The organism is Corynebacterium pseudokroppenstedtii (genome assembly GCF_019754945.1).
In the GTDB taxonomy this organism is placed as follows: Bacteria; Actinomycetota; Actinomycetes; order Mycobacteriales; family Mycobacteriaceae; genus Corynebacterium; species Corynebacterium pseudokroppenstedtii.
Map to the genome: position 1 here is coordinate 1 of NZ_JAEUWU010000006.1, position 21,392 is coordinate 21,392.

At 55.4% G+C, this 21,392-nt stretch carries 21 protein-coding genes, 2 tRNA genes and 1 riboswitch; of the genes, 11 read left to right on the forward strand and 12 right to left on the reverse strand.

Features of this window, described 5'->3' with window-relative positions; translation table 11 throughout:
- Positions 1 to 291 precede the first annotated feature (291 nt).
- Positions 292 to 1,569: a UDP-N-acetylglucosamine 1-carboxyvinyltransferase gene (murA, locus tag JMN36_RS10170; protein WP_204088641.1), complete on the reverse strand. Its 1,278-nt coding sequence runs from the start codon at positions 1,567 to 1,569 to the stop codon at positions 292 to 294.
- A gap of 187 nt (positions 1,570 to 1,756) precedes the next feature.
- On the opposite strand from murA, the gene JMN36_RS10175 reads away from it, so the two are divergent.
- Complete coding sequence (locus tag JMN36_RS10175) at positions 1,757 to 2,356, forward strand: cob(I)yrinic acid a,c-diamide adenosyltransferase (protein ID WP_204088109.1); 600 nt, start codon at positions 1,757 to 1,759, stop codon at positions 2,354 to 2,356.
- Between the two features lie 46 nt (positions 2,357 to 2,402).
- On the opposite strand, the gene ramA is transcribed toward JMN36_RS10175, so the two are convergent.
- From ramA to JMN36_RS10190, 3 genes are all read right to left on the reverse strand, one after another.
- Positions 2,403 to 3,242: an acetate metabolism transcriptional regulator RamA gene (gene ramA, locus JMN36_RS10180; protein ID WP_204088108.1), complete on the reverse strand. Its 840-nt coding sequence runs from the start codon at positions 3,240 to 3,242 to the stop codon at positions 2,403 to 2,405.
- Between the two features lie 567 nt (positions 3,243 to 3,809).
- The gene (locus tag JMN36_RS10185) at positions 3,810 to 4,370 is read right to left on the reverse strand and encodes a DUF2505 domain-containing protein (protein WP_204088107.1); all 561 of its coding nucleotides are present in this window, start codon (positions 4,368 to 4,370) and stop codon (positions 3,810 to 3,812) included.
- 70 nt (positions 4,371 to 4,440) lie between these two features.
- Positions 4,441 to 5,316, reverse strand: a complete 876-nt coding sequence (locus tag JMN36_RS10190) for an enoyl-CoA hydratase-related protein (protein ID WP_236881949.1) — start codon at positions 5,314 to 5,316, stop codon at positions 4,441 to 4,443.
- Positions 5,317 to 5,709: 393 nt separating this feature from the next.
- Between JMN36_RS10190 and cysK the strand changes: the two genes are divergently transcribed.
- Positions 5,710 to 6,648 carry a cysteine synthase A gene (cysK, locus tag JMN36_RS10195; protein ID WP_204088106.1) on the forward strand — a complete coding sequence of 313 codons (939 nt, stop codon included), beginning with the start codon at positions 5,710 to 5,712 and terminating at the stop codon, positions 6,646 to 6,648.
- A gap of 91 nt (positions 6,649 to 6,739) precedes the next feature.
- Entirely contained in the window at positions 6,740 to 7,360 is a 621-nt protein-coding gene (gene epsC / locus JMN36_RS10200) for a serine O-acetyltransferase EpsC (RefSeq protein ID WP_204088105.1), read from the forward strand.
- 42 nt (positions 7,361 to 7,402) lie between these two features.
- Here the strand turns inward: epsC and JMN36_RS10205 are convergent, their stop codons facing one another.
- From JMN36_RS10205 to JMN36_RS10230, 6 genes are all read right to left on the reverse strand, one after another.
- Positions 7,403 to 7,705, reverse strand: coding sequence for a GNAT family N-acetyltransferase (locus tag JMN36_RS10205; protein ID WP_204088104.1), 303 nt, complete (start codon positions 7,703 to 7,705; stop codon positions 7,403 to 7,405).
- A 67-nt stretch (positions 7,706 to 7,772) separates the two neighbouring features.
- Positions 7,773 to 7,845 (reverse strand) — tRNA-Phe (locus JMN36_RS10210).
- 171 nt (positions 7,846 to 8,016) lie between these two features.
- On the reverse strand, positions 8,017 to 8,838 hold the full coding sequence (locus tag JMN36_RS10215; protein WP_204088103.1) for an ABC transporter ATP-binding protein: 822 nt from the start codon (positions 8,836 to 8,838) through the stop codon (positions 8,017 to 8,019).
- Positions 8,831 to 9,868, reverse strand: coding sequence for a FecCD family ABC transporter permease (locus tag JMN36_RS10220; protein ID WP_204088102.1), 1,038 nt, complete (start codon positions 9,866 to 9,868; stop codon positions 8,831 to 8,833). Before JMN36_RS10220 ends, JMN36_RS10215 begins: the two co-directional genes overlap by 8 nt.
- Entirely contained in the window at positions 9,865 to 11,088 is a 1,224-nt protein-coding gene (locus tag JMN36_RS10225) for an ABC transporter substrate-binding protein (protein WP_204088639.1), read from the reverse strand. The genes JMN36_RS10220 and JMN36_RS10225 overlap by 4 nt, the downstream gene beginning before the upstream one ends.
- Before the next feature lie 68 nt (positions 11,089 to 11,156).
- Positions 11,157 to 11,225: riboswitch (cobalamin riboswitch) on the reverse strand.
- Between the two features lie 160 nt (positions 11,226 to 11,385).
- Positions 11,386 to 11,459: transfer RNA gene (locus JMN36_RS10230), tRNA-Asp, on the reverse strand.
- A 320-nt stretch (positions 11,460 to 11,779) separates the two neighbouring features.
- Here JMN36_RS10230 and JMN36_RS10235 point away from each other — a divergent pair.
- The 3 genes from JMN36_RS10235 to JMN36_RS10245 all read left to right on the forward strand — a co-directional run bounded on the left by JMN36_RS10235 (position 11,780) and on the right by JMN36_RS10245 (position 15,183).
- Positions 11,780 to 13,201 carry an MFS transporter gene (locus JMN36_RS10235; RefSeq protein WP_236881951.1) on the forward strand — a complete coding sequence of 474 codons (1,422 nt, stop codon included), beginning with the start codon at positions 11,780 to 11,782 and terminating at the stop codon, positions 13,199 to 13,201.
- Positions 13,201 to 14,283 (forward strand): glycerophosphodiester phosphodiesterase family protein, encoded by a 1,083-nt coding sequence (locus tag JMN36_RS10240; protein ID WP_221924385.1) that lies wholly within the window; start codon positions 13,201 to 13,203, stop codon positions 14,281 to 14,283. The genes JMN36_RS10235 and JMN36_RS10240 overlap by 1 nt, the downstream gene beginning before the upstream one ends.
- A 555-nt stretch (positions 14,284 to 14,838) precedes the next feature.
- Positions 14,839 to 15,183 (forward strand): hypothetical protein, encoded by a 345-nt coding sequence (locus JMN36_RS10245; RefSeq protein ID WP_204088100.1) that lies wholly within the window; start codon positions 14,839 to 14,841, stop codon positions 15,181 to 15,183.
- Between the two features lie 611 nt (positions 15,184 to 15,794).
- Here the strand turns inward: JMN36_RS10245 and JMN36_RS10250 are convergent.
- Both JMN36_RS10250 and JMN36_RS10255 read right to left on the reverse strand, forming a co-directional pair.
- Positions 15,795 to 16,007, reverse strand: coding sequence for a hypothetical protein (locus tag JMN36_RS10250; RefSeq protein WP_204088099.1), 213 nt, complete (start codon positions 16,005 to 16,007; stop codon positions 15,795 to 15,797).
- A gap of 29 nt (positions 16,008 to 16,036) precedes the next feature.
- The gene (locus JMN36_RS10255; protein ID WP_046203715.1) at positions 16,037 to 16,348 is read right to left on the reverse strand and encodes a hypothetical protein; all 312 of its coding nucleotides are present in this window, start codon (positions 16,346 to 16,348) and stop codon (positions 16,037 to 16,039) included.
- A 90-nt stretch (positions 16,349 to 16,438) separates the two neighbouring features.
- Between JMN36_RS10255 and JMN36_RS10260 the strand changes: the two genes are divergently transcribed.
- The 5 genes from JMN36_RS10260 (at position 16,439) to JMN36_RS10280 (ending at position 21,369) form a co-directional block, all read left to right on the forward strand.
- Entirely contained in the window at positions 16,439 to 16,903 is a 465-nt protein-coding gene (locus tag JMN36_RS10260) for a phage terminase small subunit (RefSeq protein ID WP_052722412.1), read from the forward strand.
- Between the two features lie 3 nt (positions 16,904 to 16,906).
- Positions 16,907 to 18,523, forward strand: a complete 1,617-nt coding sequence (locus JMN36_RS10265) for a hypothetical protein (protein WP_221924386.1) — start codon at positions 16,907 to 16,909, stop codon at positions 18,521 to 18,523.
- Positions 18,520 to 19,998: a phage portal protein gene (locus JMN36_RS10270; protein ID WP_204088097.1), complete on the forward strand. Its 1,479-nt coding sequence runs from the start codon at positions 18,520 to 18,522 to the stop codon at positions 19,996 to 19,998. The genes JMN36_RS10265 and JMN36_RS10270 overlap by 4 nt, the downstream gene beginning before the upstream one ends.
- On the forward strand, positions 19,999 to 20,592 hold the full coding sequence (locus JMN36_RS10275; RefSeq protein ID WP_221924387.1) for a VG15 protein: 594 nt from the start codon (positions 19,999 to 20,001) through the stop codon (positions 20,590 to 20,592).
- 213 nt (positions 20,593 to 20,805) lie between these two features.
- On the forward strand, positions 20,806 to 21,369 hold the full coding sequence (locus JMN36_RS10280) for a hypothetical protein (protein WP_221924388.1): 564 nt from the start codon (positions 20,806 to 20,808) through the stop codon (positions 21,367 to 21,369).
- Positions 21,370 to 21,392 lie beyond the last annotated feature (23 nt).

Below are 21,392 nucleotides of genomic sequence, written 5' to 3' on the forward strand. Positions count from 1 at the left end.
CCACCAACACAACCAACAACCGGCTACAAATCTTTCCAGCTGCCGGGCGGCTGCCTCGGCGACGACAAAAAACACTACACACCCCACCCACACACCACAAACCCCCAGCACACACCCACAAAACACACCAACAAACACAACAAAAAAGGGACCGCACACGCGACCCCGTCCCGTCCGTTCCATCGTCGGCAATCTAGTTGACCCCAGTAGCGCTCAGGAAAAACCGCCCTTGCGAGAGACCAATCAGTAGGTCTACGCGGCAAACACATCACGGGACTGAGTTACAAAGCATCACTCCGCAGAGTCGTGGTGGGCACGCTCGATCGTCGCTCCCAGTTCCGTCAACGTCTCCACAAAGTCCGGATACCCGCGGTCAATGTGATAAACGTCGTTGACTTCGGTCATACCGTCGGCACATAGGCCAGCTAAAACAAGCCCGGCACCTGCGCGGATGTCAGAGCTCCATACCGGGGCAGACGACAATTGTTCCACCCCTCGGATCATGACATGGTGGCCGTCGATGTAGGCATCGGCACCAAGGCGAGTCATTTCATCAACAAACCGGAAACGCGACTCGAAGACATTCTCGGTAATCACGGATGTGCCCTCCGACACGGAACACAGCGCAATCGCCATCGGTTGGAGGTCCGTCGGAAAGCCGGGAAACGGCAGCGTCTGGTAATCGACAGCCTTCGGACGGTGGTTTTGCACAACGCGGAATCCCGTCGCGTAGGTTTCTACCTCGGCACCCGCGCCCTTGACCTTCTCCAGAACCAGGTGAAGGAAAGACGGATCAATTCCGCCGACGGTGATATCGCCTTGGGTAATGGCAGCGGCATATGCCCAGGTACCCGCGACAATACGGTCCCCGATCACTTCGTGGCGGACCGGATCCAGCCGAGGAACCCCCTCGACCGTGATCGTATTCGAGCCAGCCCCGGAAATCTTCGCGCCCATTTCTGAGAGCATTGTGCACAAATCCACGATCTCAGGCTCGCGAGCAGCGTTATCCAGAATGGTGGTGCCCTCCGCCAACACCGCGGCCGTCAAAATATTCTCCGTCGCACCAACCGAAGGGAAATCGAGTTTGATCGACGCACCATGCAAGCTTTCAGCTTCAGATACGACGCAACCATGCTCGATTTTCGTCGTCGCACCCAGCTTTTCGAGACCACTTTGATGCATATCCAACGGGCGCGACCCGATCGCATCTCCCCCGGGCAAGGCAACCACCGCACGGTGACTACGAGCGGTCAACGGCCCGAGCACGCACACCGACGCGCGGAACTTACGCACAGCATCGAAATCCGCATCACTCGTCACGTGCTCTGGAACCGTGATGTAGACCGTCGGTCCATCCAGAACCACTCGGCACCCTAACCCCCGCAGGACGTCGGCCATATAAGGAACATCGGCGATCTCGGGGCAATTGGTCAGCACCGTCGTGCCCTCGGCCAACAACGCGGCCCCCATCAGCTTAAGGACACTGTTCTTCGCCCCCGTCACACGAACCTGCCCTTGCAAACGGGCTCCACCAGTTACCTTGAAATTATCGTTTCGGGATTTCACGTCACTCACACTTACAGGTTAAACAAGCATGATCGGGAATGCGCAGAAACCCATCTTAGCAGCGCGGTTGTCAATAATATTTCTGAAATTTTCCTCCCCGACGGCGCGAAACCGATCCTGGGCGACGGGGCTATATAAAGCACGCGAATAGGGAACGCGCAGACCGGCACGGACGTAACATGAAATCATGAGCGTCCATCTCACCCGCATCTACACACGAACCGGCGACGACGGAACCACCGGACTATCGGACTTCTCGCGCGTCAGCAAAAACGACCCGCGGCTTGTCGCATATTCGACGTGCGACGAGGCGAACACCATCATCGGCATGGCTCTCGCAGCCGAAAATAGCGCTGAGAAGCCGCAACTTCCCGACGCTGCGCAATCTGCTCTCGCCATTATTCAAAACGAACTTTTCGACGCGGGGGCCGATCTTTCAACGCCCGTCGTCGAAAATCCGAAATATCCCCCACTTCGGATTGAGCAAAGCTACATCGATCGCCTTGAGAAATGGTGCGACGAATTCAATGAAGACTTGCCTAAACTCGATTCGTTCATCCTCCCCGGGGGGACGATGACTTCGGCATTCTTGCAGAACGCGCGAGCGGTGGTGCGGCGTGCGGAACGGGCGGCGTGGGCAGCTGTCGAAGCGTATCCGGACACGACGTCGAAACTGCCCGCCAAGTACCTCAACCGGCTCTCTGACCTGCTGTTTATCTTGTCGCGTGTGGCGAACGACGGTAACGACGTGAAATGGGTTGGTGGAGGCACGCGCGACTCGTTGTAGACGCACCTGTATCGGTACAGGCGGTCTCAACGCCCAGAGCTCTGTTTTACGGCAAGGCCCCAATGCGACGTGCAGCATTCACCGCTTCATAGCGAGTGTGCGCACCCAATTTACGCATCACCGAACGGAGATAGCTCTTCACGGTTTCCGCTCCGATGCCCATCTCTTCCGCAGCCTCAACGTTGGTGTGCCCCAAGGCCACGCAGGCCAAAACATCCAGCTCACGCGCGGAAAGTTTCGTCGTTTGCTTTACCCGAACAGGCTGAACCATTTGATCACACAGCTGTTCAAGCTCTTGGCGAAGATCATCGGACTCTACACGGTTCGCCAGCATCCGGAGCTTCGAGTGAGTAGAGCGGACCTGCTCCCACTCGGCACCGTTCATTAACCGACCGCTCTTCCCACCACTGCGGCTCGGGTCGGTGCGGCGGAAAGCGTCGCCGACAGCCAAATCCTGCTCAAGGGTGCGGGCAGTCATGGTCACTTCTTCCAGGACTTTGTCGCCAAGGCGGACTGGTGAGTGAACGCCTGCATACAACACCCCGCGCAGGTCACGAGAGACGATGATCGGCACCGCAACCACGGAGTGCAGGCCCTCATCTTGAATGGCACGGTCGTGTTCGTGGGAGATCACCTTTGCCCGGGTGTAATCACTAACGCCGACCGGGCGACGCGTTGTTACCACGCGACCGCCCACGCCTGATCCGGCGTCGATGGAAAGATTGTGTAAAGCCGGTGTACGAAGCCCAACCCACGCGTTGATCTTAAGGCTGTTATCCGTCTCGATCGCGCCATACATAGTCACGGGAATTCCGGTGGCGTTCTTCAACGAGGCGAGAGCTCTCCGAACGGCTTCACCATCGTCTTTGTATCGTAGTGCGTCCACGACTACCCTCCTGGTATCCCCCACCGGGTTACACCCGATGGGGGCAAAAACACGCTTCGAGCTTCACTATAAAGCCAGTAAATTGCCCTACAAAATGTAACTGAAGGATTCAAACGATCATCGACGGTCGCTTGACCGGCTGTGAGCTGGGGTTTTCCATTGTGGTTGGGCAATATGGGAGCGGAAAAATGTGAACTATCTCTCACAGAGATAAATAAGATTTCTCATATTCTTTTAGCAGTAAAATCACGTGCTACCTTTTACTACCCCACCGACACCCGGTGACTAACCGACGCAGAAAAACCCATCTACCAGGACTTACGGTCCCCATTTCGGGTAGCTCAGACCGTTCGCCACACGAAAAGGCGCACAAAACGATGGGGGAAACGACCCGCCAGAGGGACGAAACAACAATCGAAACCGCGCGATAAGACGACAGAATGACGGACCGCTATAAAGGGGGTTTAACGCCGCCTAAAACCAAAAATTAAAACCTACGGTTCCGTTGTTTTTACCCCCTCTACCCCCATGCGTGTTGAGCGCGGTGTTTTCATCATCCCAGCACACCTACTGTCCCCACGTCTGGGTGGCCAGATCATTAATCCGCTCAATCGTCCTATCCAAGGAGGCGCCGAGACTCGAGACGACGCTTTTTTCGAGTTTCCGCCCCACCACAGGAATACGAGACTTCGCGGTCGCCTTCGCATCAACATGGCAACCGAGCGATTTTTCACCAACTTGATTAGTTTCACTCTGCTCAACCCCACCGGACGACGCAGAATAGCGAAACGTGATGCTCATCCGCCCGGTGTTCCCTGGCAGCGACGCTTCACTTTCAATGCGGAATGAGCCATTTTCCAACGGGAAAACCGTACTCGACTGCGTCATGCGCAGTGTTTTCGGCTTGGCGTCCTCGCCAGCGTCCTCCGGCGGCTGCATGACCTGTTCTGCCGTCGCCTCAGAGAAAACTGAGCCATCGTCACGACGTTCATAACGCGAGTCAACGATCGTTACCGGCCTCTCGGACGTGCCACCACTTCGCAGTAGAAATTCCTCGCTACAGCAAATTTCGTACACGCGGTCAATCGGCTGAGCAAAGTCACGTTGTTCCGTCTTCGACGCACTCATACGTGCCATTCTTTCATGAAGTCACACTGGCATGCGGAACACACTGGCACGGATGCACTAGCAGCAATTCCTACTGGTTATGCTGCCATTTCGCCGGGCGCTTTTCAGCGAAGGCCGACATCCCCTCTTTCTGGTCAGCAGTGGCGAACAAACTATAAAAGCTCTCCCGCTCTGCACGAAGCCCCTCAGACAACGTCGTCTCAAAGGCTCGATCCACAGCATTTGTCGCAGCGCGAAGAGCTGTAGCACTGAAACCAGCAACTGTTTTCGCAACCTCGTAAACATCCTCGGTAAAGGAGTCAGAGGGGAACACACGGGAGACCAAGCCGCAGCGTTCGGCTTCGTCGGCACGCATCGGCCTCCCCGTTAGCACCAAATCCATCGCCTTCGCTTTACCGATTGCCCTGGTTAAACGCTGAGTACCACCGAGGCCAGGAATAATTCCCAGCGTGATTTCCGGCTGCCCGAAGCGCGCAGTTTCCGAGGCCAACACAATGTCGCCGGTCATGGCCAGTTCGCACCCGCCCCCCAGCGCGTACCCCGACACCGCGGTAATGATTGGCGTATCGACCTCGCGCAGGCGATCGAGCTCGCCGAACATCCGTCGTTCCCTGATCTCAGGAAAGGTGCGGTCCTTCATCTCTTTAATGTCTGCGCCCGCGGCGAAGGCCTTCTCAGATCCGGTTATGACAATCACGCCGACAGATGGATCGGTATCCAAAGTCTCAACGGCATCCACCAAATCACGCACTAACGCCGCATTGAGCGCGTTGAGCGCGCGCGGACGATTCAGCGTCACCGTCGCTACGCGACCGTCCTGTGAGACCAGCACCGTCTCGTATTCAGCCGAGTCGGGCTGAACCTTCGATTCGCTCGCTTTATTGCCACTATTCTTTTCGTTCATTGTCGACGGATCCTCCGCGTTGTTGCTCGCGTTACTGGCCATGTATTTTCCACCTCAGTGTTAGTGCTCAGTGTTAGTGACGTGTTCGTTTCAACTGGATTTTTACGCCAAAACCCCGTTCCAGATCTGTGGCCGTCGGAGCTTCGGCGATCCAGTTGAAGTCTGTGGGGACGATCCTAACGTGAGGTCCGGACATACGGGACGAAACGCAGTTTTCGTCCTCGGTGGGTATTCGAACGTTCCAAACTCAGCACTCATCCGCTCAGTAGACACTCGCACGTTACAGACCGATCTGTCTGTTTATTTCAGGGAAGAAAGCGTAGACTGACGAACGGCGAGGGACGACATCTACGATTCCCTCAGCACGCAGCGAAAATAAGGTCTGCGGCCATTAGGCCAAGGACCGGTAAGAAATCACGAATTGGAGATTCACCCATGTCAAACGTCTATGACAATGTTTCTGAACTCGTCGGCAACACGCCACTAGTTCGACTGAACTCTCTCACAAAGGACCTTGACGCCGAGGTCCTCGTGAAGCTGGAGTACTACAACCCCGCCAACTCGGTGAAGGACCGCATCGGTGCAGCAATCATCGACGCAGCTGAAGCCGACGGTTCCCTCAAACCCGGCGGCACCATTATTGAAGCAACGTCCGGGAACACAGGCATCGCCCTCGCCATGGTCGGAGCCGCACGAGGCTACAAAGTAGTGCTCACCATGCCGGAGTCCATGTCGAAAGAGCGTCGCGCACTCCTCCGCGCACTCGGTGCAGAACTCGTCCTCACTCCGCCCCCATCAGGCATGCAGGGTGCCGTCGACAAGGCCCAAGAACTAGCCGATAACACCGAAAACTCCATCTTGGCGTCACAGTTCACCAACCCGGCCAACCCCAAGAAGCACTACGACACCACCGGGCCTGAGATCTGGAACGACACCGACGGAAACGTTGATGTTTTCGTTGCCGGTGTTGGCACTGGCGGCACCATTACCGGCGTCGGCAAGTACCTGAAGGAACAAAAGAGCGACGTCAAAGTTGTTGGTGTCGAGCCATCCGATTCTCCGCTGCTCTCTGAGGGCCGCGCGGGGTCTCACAAGATCCAGGGAATCGGAACCAACTTCTACCCTGAGACGCTTGACCGCGATATCCTGGACAATGTGTTGACCGTCAGCTTTGAGGACGCCGTTTCGACGGCACAGGCTGCGGCTGCGAAGGAAGGTATCCTCGGCGGGATTTCCTCCGGCGGCAACATCTGGGCTGCGCTTCAGGAAGCTAAGAAGCCGGAAAACAAAGGCAAGACCATTGTGACTGTGGTGTGCGACTTCGGTGAGCGCTACATCTCCACGCCGCTGTTCGAAGGACTTCGCGACGACTAAAGCTGGCTAATTCCGACGGCTGGAAGGGTCTGACGGGCGGATGGACACCCTCCATCTGCCCGTTTTGGTCATAACAGGTACGCTTCTTGGCATGCTCGGTTCGATCATCACAACCCTCAAAGAGGATCTGCGCAACGCACGCGAACATGACCCTGCAGCCAGAGGCGACGCAGAAAATGCCCTGGTCTACTCCGGTCTTCACGCGATTTGGTCGTACCGAGTAGCACACTGTTGGTGGGAACGCGGCTGGAAAGGCCCCGCCCGTGTCCTGTCGCAATTCACCCGGTTTATGACGGGGATCGAAATTCATCCCGGCGCGACGATTGGACGCAGGTTTTTCATCGACCACGGGATGGGCGTGGTCATCGGCGAAACCGCCGAAATTGGCGACGGCGTCATGCTCTATCACGGCGTGACTCTGGGTGGGCAGGTGCTTACACAGACCAAGCGTCACCCTACTGTGGGCGACAACGTCACTATCGGCGCTGGCGCGAAGGTGCTTGGCCCGATCACAATCGGTGACAACACGTCGATCGGCGCGAACGCCGTCGTGACGAAAGATATCCCGGCGAACTGCATCGCCGTCGGAATCCCCGCGACGTGCAGGCGACGCAAAGAATGCGAATGCACCAAGCTAGTCGACCCCGACAAATACGTCACGAGTGCTCATGACCCACTCAAAGGTGGGTCTAAAAAGTCGGACGCTTCATAGGAGCTTCGTAGGAGCCGGTGGAACGAGTGGCCAACGCCGCAGCTAGTCCACGACTAGGTCGGCGTAATCATGATTCTTGGACACAAAGTGGGCAACGGCAGAACACGTCGGAATGATATGCATGCCAGCTTCTCTAGTTTCATCAAGAGCTGACTTAATCAGCTTGGACGACAGGCCTTGGCCGCGGAACTCGGGGTGCACCACCGTGTGGTTGAAATCCCGTACGTCCCCAGCAGCCGTGGGAGAGTACTCGGCGAATCCCGCTATCTCACCGTCGACTTCAATAATGAAACGGTGACGATCAGCTTCATGCTTGACGTGGGCATTGACATCGTTATCTGACATAACCCCACTCTAGACGGATTAAACGAAGGAAACCCCTACTCCACACATTGGCAAAGTAGGGGTGATGTGGCCAGAGCCGGGATCGAACCGGCGACCTTTCACTTTTCAGGCGAACGCTCTGCCGACTGAGCTATCTGGCCACCACGTCAGCCCAGGTAAACCGGGCTTCACGCACGAGACGATACTTTACCTGTCGCCTCAGAAAGAACGCAAATAGGCCTACAGCCTGCACGTACAGAACCTGCAGGGCCACACAGGACTACGTGCGAACGATGGGATTCGGCTGCTTGACCGGTACCACCCAACCAGCGCTACTCGTCCTCACCGGCGTTAGTCGTCGCCGAGTGAAACTCAAGATTAATCCCATCCGGGGTTTCCCACACGCGCGATTCCACATCGAAGTGCCGCTCGATGACGTCCTCAGTGAAGACATCGCGTGGCGCACCCGCAGCAACAGGGTCGCCACCATCCAAAACAATGACGTAATCACAAAACTTCGCGGCTAGGTTCAAATCGTGAAGAACCACGACAGTCACCAGACTCGAGCTCGACACATACCCCATCAGCTGCAGCTGAGCACTAATATCAAGGTGGTTCGTCGGCTCATCAAGAAGGATCACATCAGGCTGCGTCGCCAGAGCGCGCGCAAGATGCACACGCTGCTGCTCACCGCCTGAGAGATGGACGAAGCGCCGATCAAGCAGGTCATGCACTCCCACCTCTCGTGCCGACGCCACCACCATGTCACGGTCGCTTTGGCGCATTCCCAGCACACCGAGGTACGGGGTTCGCCCCAACGCGATGACATCCCGGACGGTGACGTCGGTACTAGCCACATTATGTTGCGCGACAAAAGCCATCCGACGTGCGCGAATCTTCCGCGGGATCGTATCCCAGTCTTCACCGTCAATCGTGACGTGTCCAGAATGTGGGGCCAGGCCGGCGATGGCACGCAACAAGGTGGTCTTGCCCGACCCGTTACGCCCGACTATTCCGACCGTGTCACCTGAACGGGCCTCGAACGACACGTTATTCACCGGAGGAACGCGTGAGCATACGTCGGCAACAACGAATGAGACCGAGCGACCCGCGTTCTCCGCGGGATCAGTGGCTGAATCGTGATTGTTAGACATGAGTACGGCTCCCCCTCCCCTGCTTGACTAGCAGAGCGATGAACAACGGGACACCCACGAGTGCAGTGATAACACCCACGGGAATCTCCACGGGTGCAGCAACTGTCCTGCCCAGGGCGTCGACCCAAACCAATAGAATGGCCCCCAGAGCAGCAGAGACAGGAAGTACCCGGCGGTGGCCGGTCCCGACAATCAGCCGAGCGGCATGTGGGAGGACCAGGCCGACGAAGCCAATCGCACCAGAACTCGACACGATCGTCGCGGCCAAAAGGGAGGCGACGCCAATAACCACCATGCGAACGCGCTTGACATTGATACCTAATGACGCCGCGCTATCGGCGCCGAAGGTGAAGGCGTCCAATGCCGTCGAATGGCAAAAGAGCACGACGAAACTGACCGCGAAGATGGCGGCGCTGAGAGCAACTGTCTGCCAGGATGAACTCGCCAAGGAGCCCAGCATCCAGAACAGCACTCCACGCGTAGTGTTCGCGTCGGCTGAAAACATGATGAGGAAACTGGTGAGAGCGGAGAAGAGCTGAGTAATAGCAACCCCCGCGAGAATAATGTTGTGGTTACCATTCCCCGCCGCCCACGCGAGAAGAAGGACGAGCGAAAACGCTGCCAGTGCTCCCGCGAAAGCTCCCGTCGCCATCACAAACGACGCCGCTGTCGAGGCAGTCAGAACGACCACTACGGCCCCAGCCGAGGCTCCGGAACTGATACCAAGCAGGTAGGGGTCGGCCAAGCCATTGCGAAGCAGAGACTGCAGGACGGCACCACATAAGGAGAGCGCAGCACCTGCCACTGCAGCCAGCAGCGCACGTGGCATACGCAATTCCCAAATCGCGTTCTGCTCTAAAAGAGTGACCCCTTCGGGCGTCGAACTAAGTCCTAGTTTGAAAGCGACAACTCGCCATGCATCGGTCATCGAAACACTCAATGGCCCCAACGTTATAGAGAACAGAATGGAGACAAAGAGAGCGACCAGCGATACACCAACGAGAATCCAGAGTCTGACTGTTGACGTCACTCTTCTTTATTCCCCTGCTCTGGCTGAGGATTGTCCTCTGACGAGCCCTGGCCACCATTCTGATTGCCACCTGCGAGAGCATGAGCGACCTTTTCCATACCATCAACAGTCCGAATACCTGGGTTGAGATCACCACCGGCAACCACAATCAAGTGGTCATTCTTCACTGCCTTCATATTCCTCGTGACCGGATTATTTTTAAGGAATTTGATCTTTTCCTTCGCGGTCTCAGCAGTTTGCTGCTTACGGGTAAGGTCTCCCACAACGAGATAATCGGGATCTTTCGCAGCTATGGCTTCCCACCCAACTTGTGGCCATTCTTCCGAATTATCCTCAAACACATTCTTGAGCCCGAGCTGGTCCGCAATAATCTGAGGCGCGCCTTTACCACCGGCCATGTACGGGCTTTCTGAATTGGCAAACCAAAAGGCTACAGATGTCCCGGAAGGAATATCTTTACTTGAAGAGCTGAGCTTGGCAATGCGGTCCTCTAACTTCTTTTGGAGCTCATCACCTGCGGCTTTATCACCCATGATCTCGGCGAGATCGTGAATATCTGTATAGATATCAGACATCCGGAGTTTTTCTTTCCGGCCTCCGTCGCCATTATCACCCGGCTTATCCGACTTCGTGCATTCCGTGTGATCGAGATAAGCCGGTACACCAACCTTCTTATAGCTCTCGTAACTTCCGGAACCACTATCAGCCAACGTTTGTGCAAATGTCGCGGCTACAAAGTCTGGGTTTTGATCAAGGACCGTCTCCATCGAGGCGTTGTTATCGGACAAGCGTTTAATCTTGTCATTAGCGGCCTTGAGATTATCCAAAATAGGATCGGTCCAGGTCGCTGTACCAACGACTCGATCACCGAAGCCCATTGACAATAATTCCTCGGTCACACCTTGGTTTAGAGCAACGACGCGCTCAGGTTTTTGCTTAATCTCTAAGTCTCGGCCGCAATTCTTTAGGGTGACCGGATAGTCTCCCGATTGATCCCCCTTCGACGAAGCACTATCCGATACTGACTTTTCTGCATCATTTGAGGACTCGTTTCCCGAATCACAACCGGCCACTCCCAACATCGTTAGTGACGCGAGAATAGCGACGCTCAACCCGCGTTTCCGCGTTATTCGGCGGTTGCTTTTCGGTTGGCTTGTCAGTGCTGGAGTCCGCCACGAATGGTCAGAGCCGGAGTGGGGAAAGAGTAAGAAACCGCGCATGGAAAAACTATCCTCTCTACCTAAACGCGAGATATCGAAGTTCACGGATAGCCTCCAAGGCAAAACGCGGTATCCGGACTTAACGCAAAATAGCGTGTCACCGTTGCGCGTCAGTTGCAGATTTTCACTGCATTCCCCGCCTTTCCCAGTTTGATGGCTATCCGTCTACAGGTAGCTTACGGTAGAGCTTCCCACCTACCCATTTATGCAGGAGAAACAGGGGCCTATACGACGGCGATGCTGCCGATCCCCCGGAATGCAAAAACGGCCGGACACAAAGTCCGGCCGAAATAAATGCGACCCTGACGGGACTTGAACCCGCGACCTCCGCCGTGACAGGGCGGCGCGCTAACCAACTGCGCCACAGGGCCATCAACACGTCTATAACAAGAGTGCTAATTGCGTTGAGTAGCTCTCTCGGGGAGCCGCTCGAACGAGTTAGAACTCTACACAGAACACAGAATGTCCACAAATCACCACGTCAAGGGCGTTTTCTGTCAGAAAAGAGCGCGAAAAATGCTCTAAACCGTCACGGGGTCACCGGAGGTGCCCGAAACCTACGCAACCGTCACTTAAGGATGAGGGTTTTATCCCCATTCGGGGGATATGCGGACATGTCTGACCTCGACCGATGCGACGGTTACCAATTGATAATATTTTTTAGGGTCCCAGCTACCGCATAATATTTGGCGTGTCACAAGAGAAAACTGCGCGCCAATTATCCTTCCGCGCGCTCCCACCACAACCCCTGCTCCCCGCAGACGAAATCGCCCATAAATATCCTCGGCTCCGTCTGCAAGTATTCATGGGGATATTCATAGGATATGCAGGCTTTTACCTGGTTAGAAATAACATTTCACCGGTCGCCGCCCTGATCAAAAACGACGGCATCCTCGATACGGTCGCCATCGGCATTATCGCCAACGCCGTCTATATCTCCTACGGCCTCTCCAAGTTCATGATGGCCACCCTGTCTGACCGAGCGAACGCGCGACTGTTCATGCCGCTAGGCCTCGCGCTGTCAGGCATCACCAACATCCTTCTGGGAACCATCCCCGCCCTCCACGCCACGGTGGCCATCTTCACCCTCGTCATGTTCATCAACGGGTGGTTCCAGGGCATGGGGTGGCCTCCTTCCGGCCGTGCCCTCGTCCATTGGTTTTCGACGACGGAACGCGGGTGGAAAACGGCGATCTGGAACTGTGCTCACAACGTGGGCGGTGCTGGCGTCGGAATCTCGATCGCATGGGCATTGTCCATCACCGGGAACCAATGGCAATCGGCGTTTTGGCTTCCAGGCATCATCTCGCTCATTGTCGCTCTCATCGCTTTCCTATTAATTAGAGACACGCCTGAGTCCGAAGGCCTCCCGCCCATTGAGGAGTACCGGAACGACCCGGCCAAAACCGAAGCAATCGACGACAGCGAGATCGCAAACCAGTCGACCTTCACCATCATTTGGCGCCACATTTTGACCAATCGCGTCATGGTTCTCTTAGCTCTGGCCAACATCTTTATCTACGTTCTCCGCTACGGGATCCTCAGCTGGACGCCCGTGTATCTCCACGACATTCACGGCGCTAGCCTCAACGGTTCGATCGCCGGATTCTCCACCTTCGAAATTGCCGGAATTATTGGCACCCTCATATGTGGCTGGGTCACGGATAAAATCTTCCGCGGATATCGCACAAGTACCGGAATTCTCTTCCTCGGCGCGGTTGCTCTGTGCACCCTTGCTTACTGGCTCGTCCCCCATAACTCACCTTTGTGGATTCCTCTGCTGTTAGTCAGCCTCATTGGCGGACTCATCTACGGACCCGTCATGCTGATCGGACTTCAAGCCATCGACCTCGCCCCACGAAATATTGCGGGCACAGCGGCTGGGTTCACTGGGCTCATGGGATACGTCGTTGGTGCAACGCTTGCCTCCACAGGAATCGGATTTATCATCAAACACTGGGGATGGAATGTCACGTTCATTTTCCTGCTTGTGTGTGCCTTCATCGCAATTGCCCTTATCGCCGGCGTCGGCAAGGACGAGAAATTGCTGATGGAGCATCATTCCAACGCCAACAGCACTACCGCGCAGAGTAACGACGAAGGAGCCAAGTAATGAGAACTCCCCGAGCACGGATTTACACCGCAGCACTTCTGCTCACAGTCGTCGGGTCACTGGCAGCATGCAGTAGCTCCGACAACGACAATGGCACCTCCAGCGCCACGTCGGCATCAGACTCGACGACACAGTCCGCAGAGAAAACCAGCGGAAACCACGTCGATCTCGCAAGTTTTGACCTTCAGGCACACCGCGGTGGCCGTGGTGAGAACACCGAAGAGTCCAAACAAAGTTTTGAGACGGCGATCGATGAAGGCGCGCGAACTCTCGAAATGGACATTGTCCTTACGAAGGACGGTGTGCCGGCGGTGTGGCACGATCCGAAAATCGAGGACGAGAAATGCTCTGACACCCACCCCGCCACGCCTGATGATCCGCAGTTCCCATACGTCGGCAAGACTGTTCATGACCTGACGTGGGATCAAATCAGCACGCTGAAGTGTGACAAGAAGCTCGCTGATTTTCCTGATCAGAAGGTGGCTCCCGATAACCACATCCTGAAACTCAATGACGTTTTTGACCTCGTCAAAGAAAAGGGAGCAGACGTCCGCTACAACATTGAAACGAAGATCGAGGCGGATAAACGAGAAGTCTCTGCAACACCGGAAGAATTCGTTTCAACCATCATGGGTGTTGTTGACCAATACGGTGTTCGCGACAAAGTGACCATCCAGAGTTTCGACTGGCGGTCACTCAAACTCCTGAAAGAACAGCAGCCCGACGTGGCCTTGGCCGCGCTATACGACGAGACCACGTGGAAGAAAGATTCACCGTGGCTAGCCGATTACACCTATGAGAAGTACGACGGTGATGCTCTCAAGGCGATCCAGGCTCTCGGGGCACAAATCACTTCGCCTGGCTATGCGCAGCCCTACGACACCAAGGTTGGCGACAAGGACTTCCACCCCGTCGCGGACCGCGACTATGTAGAAAAAGCGCACGGAATGAATATCAAAGTTCTCCCCTGGACGGTCAACGATAAGGAAACCATCAAATACTTTATCGATAACGCGGGAGTCGACGGGCTTATCACCGATTACCCGAAGCGAGGAATGGAGGTCCTGAAAGAACTCTCGTAGAACGAGCCAACACTTACCCGCCCGGCCGCTGCTTGCCGGGCATTTTTGGGTTGCGTGCCGATTCGGGTTTCAGTGGCGATGTGCGGCTGCTAGAGACAAGCGGGACTCACTTAAACAGGGCCAACTACCTCCGACCGGAACGAAATTGAAACTAAGTTCGATATACTTAGCCAAGCATCACACACTCAGGATAGTGATGGCTGCCCACCGCAAACTAGATGAGGTGAACTAGATGTTTTCTTCGTAGACAATCTCATATCTCACTGTGATCGGCGGCGCGCTCGGTATTGTCGCTTGCTTCCTGTATGTCTTCGGCGTGGTTCCGAAAGAGGTCGGAGGAATTGGCCTACTCCTGGGGGGGGCATCTGTTCTATTGAGTTCAATAGAAATCGGAAAAGATCATAAAAGCAGTTCCAGCCCCATAGCGACTAGGTTTTCGATATCTGGAGGGTACGCATTGTGTTTGACTACATACCCGAGAAACACGATCTCGACTCTCGCTATGTTGATTTCAAAGCAGTAAAAAGAACGAAATCCCGTGCTTACAAATTCGCAGTGTGGAGCTCATGCCTCGGCGGACATAATTTCTTTCTTGGACAATGGCTAGTGGGAACGCTCCTTTTCCTCTTTACCGCGGCTTTGGCCCCCATTTATGTGTTTATGGACTGGCAAACGCTCCTGGCCACAATCATCATCGATGTTATGTGGTGTTATTACGGGGTCAAGAAAATCGCCGTATCCGACGAAGATGATCCAATGTATTCAGGGCACACTCCAAAATGGTTCTTCCCACTAATGGTCATTCACATGAACACGATTATCTGGGATATTGACTTCTGGGCCCGAAAGCGTAAGAAGGCGGAGAAAGAGAGCTCAAGCAAGGTAAACACCCAAGGATAAACTGTCTTGTACCAGCGAGTCGCGTTGGCTGACGTTCCGGTTGTTTTCACAACCGATAACCTGGATGTGCATCGAGATTCGACTCTCGTGCTCCATTGGGGATCTAAACGAAAAACGTATATATTCAGTCTCGGAAGCCAGGGTTGAAATAAGACCTCGGGCACCAACTCAAAAAGCCCGCGTTGACCGCGGGCTTTTACGTATCACAAGGGTGCTTTACGAGGTTTATACGCCGACCAAGGGTAGCCGGCCTGTTTCACACGTCGTGAAAATGTCGTGAAATTCTTCATGAAGACCCGGCTTGACGAACGAAAAATACCCCTGACCTGCGATTACAGGCGAGAGGGTGCTGTACTCTCAACGGGGTTCGAACTTGAAAACCTGTATTTTCCACCCCCGCTCTGACCAGGGAAAACACCAGCTCAAAGCGTGCACTAACCCCGCTAACTACCCCCGTAATCTACCAAAATCTACCAAAATTTAACAAACTCGTAGAGCCAAAATAGAGCCACAAACACACTACCCCCGCCCCGAACCCCCTCGCACCGTTAGAACACCAATTCGGACATAAAAAGAAGGGCTCGGCACAGACCAGACCCCCTACACAACAACTACTCTTCCGGCTGGTCTTTCTTCTTCCACTCTGTGAACGTCATGAACGGCGGCGGGGGCAACTGCAAACCATGATCCACCGCCCACACCTCCAAGTTCCGGAACACCTCAGTAATCCACACCATGTACTTGCGCTGCTCACGCTCCGACTTTGATACACGCTCCAGCTCAGAGCGGAACTCACTTGTGTCGCTCTGCCGGGCCTTATCCATCCTCGCTATTTCCTACCTCAGGTCAGCGATTACCCGCGAGTGAATATCCTGCGCTTCTTACGCTCACACCGCCACCTAGCCAAAATGCCTAACGTCCCGAACTTCTCCGACAGAATCGCCGGGGTATCAAAGACAAGGAACAGGAAACCCACAAGAAACTGGCTGACCGGCTCTCCTTCACCCACCCACCGAGCACCTGCCGCGTCACCGCCATCTCCCTCTCTCCGCATCTGGGCACCATGGGACCTCAGCGCGAGCGTCACACACACCGACGCCCACAAACCAGTCAGCGCCACATAAAACAAAGAAAGGGCCCCGGACTGGAAACAATCCGGGGCCACAGTCCCCCCCTAGCGCAGCTGCACTCTCAGCATAACACACTATAATCGAACATGCATACGATACTATTAACGCTAGACGGGGGTAACACCATGCCAGGACGAGGACCAGCACCGAAAAACCCAAACTCACGTGCGAGAAGAAACGAACAAAACATTCCGCAACGGGAAATCGTTGTCTCCTTTGTCCCCCAACCCGCACTCGAAGACATCTACGGAGACACCAACCCGGCAACACAACAACCCTGGACAGACCAAACACTCCAATTCTGGGACACCCTCGCCACCTTCCCACCACTCAAGACACAAGGCCTCCAACAAACACAATGGCTCGACCTTGCCCGCACCATGGTCATCGACGACGCATTCAACCGAGGCGACACCCGGCTAGGCCCAGAACGACGACTACAACTCGCCCAATACGGCATCACACCCGACAGCCTGGCACGCCACCGCATCACCATGGCCACCGCTGACGAAGCAGAAGACAAACGCCGCGCCTCCCGCGCCGCCGCCGACGTCCGAGGCCGCTACCGCAGCCTGAAAGCAGTTGACTAACTCATGCCATTTAAACCCAGCGAGGCCGGAGAATTCCCCTCTCTCGGCTGGGAATGCCTGGCCTGGATAGAGGAAAACCTCGCACAGCCAGATTCCGCCGAATACAGGCCACTTATCCTTACCCCAGACCAAGCCAACTTCCTCATCCACTACTACCGGCTTGACCCGGAAACAGGACAGCGGATATACACCCGAGGAATATTCTCACGCCCCAAAGGCTCCGGAAAATCCCCACTCATGGGCGCTATCGGAGCACTCGAAGCGCTCGGCCCCGTCTGCTTCGGCGGATGGGACGCAGCCGGACAACCCGTCGGTGTCCCCTGGTCTCACCACGTCACACCACGCATCCAATTCGCAGCTGTTAACGAAGACCAGTCAAAAAACGCCTACGGCCCACTCCTCGAAATGCTCCGTGACGGGCCAGCAGTAAACAACTACGACATCGACCCTATGGAAAGCTTCATCGCCCTACCTCGCGGTCGTATAGAGTTCATCACCTCCGGCGCTTTATCTAAGGAGGGTGGCAGGCCAGTGTGGGCGGCTCTCGACCAAACGGAATCATGGACACGCTCGAATGGTGGTGTGGCGCTCGCCGACACTTTGCGACGCAACCTCGGGAAGGTGGGAGGACACTCCATTGAAACACCGAATGCATTCCGGCCCGGATCAGGCTCCGTAGCAGAGAAGACATTCCAGGCTGTCGAACTTGAAAAACAGGGGCGGCTCAAGCGGGAAACCATCCTGGTTGACCACAGGGAAGCCCCCGCCGACACTGATCTTTCCGACCACGACTCCCTCTATCAAGGGCTGGTCTACGCCTACGGCGACTCAGCGCGAGATCGGGGAGGCTGGGTAGATATTGAACGGATTATTACTGAAATATGGGACCCGTCGACCGACCCGTCCGATGCCCGACAGTTTTATCTTAACCAGATAGTGTCCGCCTCCGATTCGTACCTCTCTCACCTTGAAGTGGACGCCATCGAGGATCGCAACAAAGCTATCCAGCCAGGCGATAAGGTCGTGCTCGGTTTCGACGGATCACGAGGCCGTGTCCGAGGCAACGCTGACGCCACCGCCCTGGTGGGGATGCGCGTTTCGGACGGGCACCTTTTTGAAATTGCAGTGTGGCAATCACCAACTCCCCGTGATCCCACCTGGGAACCAGATGCCAAGCAAGTCGACGCTGTTATTCGAGGGTGCTTTTCCCGCTACCGGGTCGTCGGCATGTATTGCGACCCGTCAGGGTGGACTGAGCATGTCTCAAGCTGGGAAGCTGATTTTTCCCAAAAATTAAAAGTTCGAGCAACATCTGAGCACCCCATGATGGCGTGGCCACGTGGGAAAACCGCTTCAGTGTATCAATCACTGACTCAATTCCGACAAGCCGTTGTTCACCGTGAGATCAGCTATGACGGTGGCGCTTATCTTCGGGCCCACTTGCTTAATGCCCGCCGTCGAGAAACGCGAACTGGATATTTGCTCTACAAATCATCGCCAGAGTCGGCTGATAAAATCGATGCAGCATATGCAGCGGTCATGGCCTATAAATGCTATCTCGACGCTGTGTCACGGGGGATAACGAAACAGAAAAAGAAGAGGGGGTCATTTGTCCTATGATCGAGGGACTAACGCAAACGGAAGACGACATTCTAAGCCTACTGAGCAGTCAGGTCGGAGCACACCGAGCCAGCAACGAGCGGCTAGCCGCCTACTATGACGGCACGCACCGAGTCCGGCGAATCGGTGTGGCTGTGCCACGCACCCTCGGGGACATTGGGGTGGTGTCGGGCTGGCCAGCCACCATTGTCGATACCTATGGCGACTTGCTACGCATGGACGGCTTTATCTCTCCTGACTACCCCGACCAGATGCGCACCATCACCCGCCGGTTCAACGTTCCGCTGCGCGTCTCAGAAGCCATTTTAGACATGCTAATCTTTGGGCTAGGCCTACTTGCTGTCGAGCCAGACACGACGGGCCAATTCCGACTGCGCTCGGTCTCTCCCATGTCCGGATCACTGTTGTGGGATGATGCCACCAATAGCCCAGTGGCTGGCTACCGACGGTCCGGGGTTGATTCACAAGGCTATTATCGCGAAGTCCTCTACCTACGTGGGCAAATCGTCATCGTGCTGCAGGATACGGCCCGAATTCAATCAGTCCAGAGATACCCCATCCCCGACAACGGGTTCCCCATGTTCAGGTTGCGCAACAGGCTACGCACCTCCCACTGGTCAGGGCAATCAGAAATCACGCCAGCCGTGCAATATCTCACCGACGCCGCCGCCCGCACCCTGGAAAACATGGAATACAATTCCGAGTTCTATGCCTCACCTCAAAGGTGGGCTACGGGGGCCTCACCCGAAGACTTTGGTTACGACCCTGACGGCATGTCTGAATTTGACCGCGTTGAGATGGGGTGGCGCACGTCCATCGGCAAGATGCTCGTCCTCAATGGCGATGAAGATGACCAAAAACAGCCTAGTGTCGGACAATTTGCTTCTTCACCCCCGACCCCATTTATTGAGCAGGTTAGGGCCTATTCCCAGCTCATCGCCTCGGAATCGAAAATCCCGGCTCAGTACTTCGGATTCATGACGCAAAACCCGCCATCGGGTGATTCCATCCGCGTGTGGAAAGAGCAGCTTATTCGCGCCTCAGAAATCAAAACCGAGCTGATGAACCCGGACTTGATTGCGCTCGCTCAGGTACTAGCTTCGCTGACTGAATTTGATGATGAGGTGGATGCGGATCGGTTAGCCGATGGCCTCGAGGTGGATTGGAGAGACCCGGCGACAGCGTCGAAAGCCGCAGATGCCGACTGGGCGCTCAAACTCCTCTCCGCTGGCGTCCTCTCCCCTGATTCTCAGGTTTTGCTCGAAAACCTGCATTTCTCTGCTGCTGATCGTCTGCGAATTGAGCAGGAAAACCGGGGGAAGCGTCTCTCTGCTCTCGCGAAGGTCATGGCTGCATCCAAGACGGACAGCGACCAATCCAGCTCCCCCAACGACACCGAAGACGGGGCGACCGAAGCAGAACAAGTCCCCTCTCCCGATGAGAACGCCAGCCAAGACGCGAAAGAGGGAAGATAAATGGCCACCGTGGATATTGAACACCCGTGGACATCGATTACCCCAGTGGTTGATCGGATTACGACGCTGGCCATTCGTGAGCTCAACATGGAGGCCGCTACCATCCTGGACGTCACCGACAACCCTTATGAGCAAAAAGACCTGTTACGGCAGCTAGCGCGGGAGACCATCGACGCCTACGGCCTATCAGTCACGGACGCGACAATGGCGTGGCTCGAGGAGCAAGAAGAATATATGGGAATGCGCCCGGTGGCGTGGGAGCCGAAGAAAGTTGATATTGATCGTGTGGAAGCACGGATGGCCCATGACTTCGGACCGTTGTTCTTCGAAGAGGATGGGTATGCCACCACGGTGAAGAATTTGGGTTTTCTTGTCTCTGACGAGTTGTACGGTCGGCAGCGCAAGACGACAGAGTTTACGGCATGGAACGGTAATGGGGCGTGGGCTCGGGTGGCACATCCGGGTGCTTGTGCGTTTTGTATGTTGATGGCGTCACGCGGTTTTGCCTACAAAACGCGGGAAACCGCAGGCGGTGGCGCATTATCACGATCATTGTCGGTGTCTGGTGATTTGCAAGAAACGAGGGAAGGTTGAGCTTCCTGACAGCACGATTCGGGCTCAGAAGATTTATGCCGAGGGGCGGGAACAGTCCCCTACTGGCAAGCCGGAGGATATTTTGTCATCTATGCGAAAAGTTGGAAATCTAAGCCATTGAACGTATGTGCTAAAATGTGTGATGATTGCGGTACTGTCCGGAAGGGATGAATGCCATGACCGTAATTGACACAAGCACATAGAGGAGTAGCTGTGACTGCACATGAGGGGGATCACTCCGATCAGGAGGCCGAAAAGGTCTCTGGAGTTGAGGACTCTGCATCCGAGGCCGAAAAGGCGGAGTCGAATTCAAGTTCTAGTGACTATCGACAAAAGTACGAGAAGATGCGCGCCCATTCCCGCACATGGGAAACACGGGCAGAGAAGTCGCTTGAGGAAGTCAAACACCTTACAGCCCAGCTTGACTCGTTGAAAGATGAGAACGGCAGGCTTGAGGAAACGGTGGAGGCACTTCGCTCACAATTGTCGGAGGCGACGAGCCAACTTGCTGAGGCGACGCGGCATCACGATCTGACAACGCGCATTGCAGATTTGGGCGGCAACGTTGGTCAGCTCTTTGATTCGAAGCGCTTTTGTAAAGCAGTAGACGAGTTGGATCTTGATGCCGATGATGCAGACTCCACGCTGAAAATGCTCATTAAGCAGCACAGCACTGCTACCGCCCCTAGCTCGTCACTGACATGGGAGCAGCCCGGCCAGGGCATTTCGAAAGGTGAAGAGCTGTGGAATCGCCGTAAGGCACGTCGGGGGGCGTAACATCATTCATCAACTATTCGGGG

Coding starts and splice junctions, on each gene's coding strand:
- epsC (WP_204088105.1), top strand. CDS start 6,740: ATGCTCGGTTCGATCATCACAACCCTCAAAGAGGATCTGCGCAACGCA.
- JMN36_RS10260 (WP_052722412.1), top strand. CDS start 16,439: ATGCCAGGACGAGGACCAGCACCGAAAAACCCAAACTCACGTGCGAGA.
- cysK (WP_204088106.1), top strand. CDS start 5,710: ATGTCAAACGTCTATGACAATGTTTCTGAACTCGTCGGCAACACGCCA.
- JMN36_RS10270 (WP_204088097.1), top strand. CDS start 18,520: ATGATCGAGGGACTAACGCAAACGGAAGACGACATTCTAAGCCTACTG.
- JMN36_RS10225 (WP_204088639.1), bottom strand. CDS start 11,088: ATGCGCGGTTTCTTACTCTTTCCCCACTCCGGCTCTGACCATTCGTGG.
- JMN36_RS10185 (WP_204088107.1), bottom strand. CDS start 4,370: ATGAGTGCGTCGAAGACGGAACAACGTGACTTTGCTCAGCCGATTGAC.
- JMN36_RS10240 (WP_221924385.1), top strand. CDS start 13,201: ATGAGAACTCCCCGAGCACGGATTTACACCGCAGCACTTCTGCTCACA.
- JMN36_RS10175 (WP_204088109.1), top strand. CDS start 1,757: ATGAGCGTCCATCTCACCCGCATCTACACACGAACCGGCGACGACGGA.
- JMN36_RS10205 (WP_204088104.1), bottom strand. CDS start 7,705: ATGTCAGATAACGATGTCAATGCCCACGTCAAGCATGAAGCTGATCGT.
- JMN36_RS10250 (WP_204088099.1), bottom strand. CDS start 16,007: ATGGATAAGGCCCGGCAGAGCGACACAAGTGAGTTCCGCTCTGAGCTG.
- JMN36_RS10275 (WP_221924387.1), top strand. CDS start 19,999: ATGGCCACCGTGGATATTGAACACCCGTGGACATCGATTACCCCAGTG.
- JMN36_RS10215 (WP_204088103.1), bottom strand. CDS start 8,838: ATGTCTAACAATCACGATTCAGCCACTGATCCCGCGGAGAACGCGGGT.
- JMN36_RS10265 (WP_221924386.1), top strand. CDS start 16,907: ATGCCATTTAAACCCAGCGAGGCCGGAGAATTCCCCTCTCTCGGCTGG.
- JMN36_RS10190 (WP_236881949.1), bottom strand. CDS start 5,316: ATGGCCAGTAACGCGAGCAACAACGCGGAGGATCCGTCGACAATGAAC.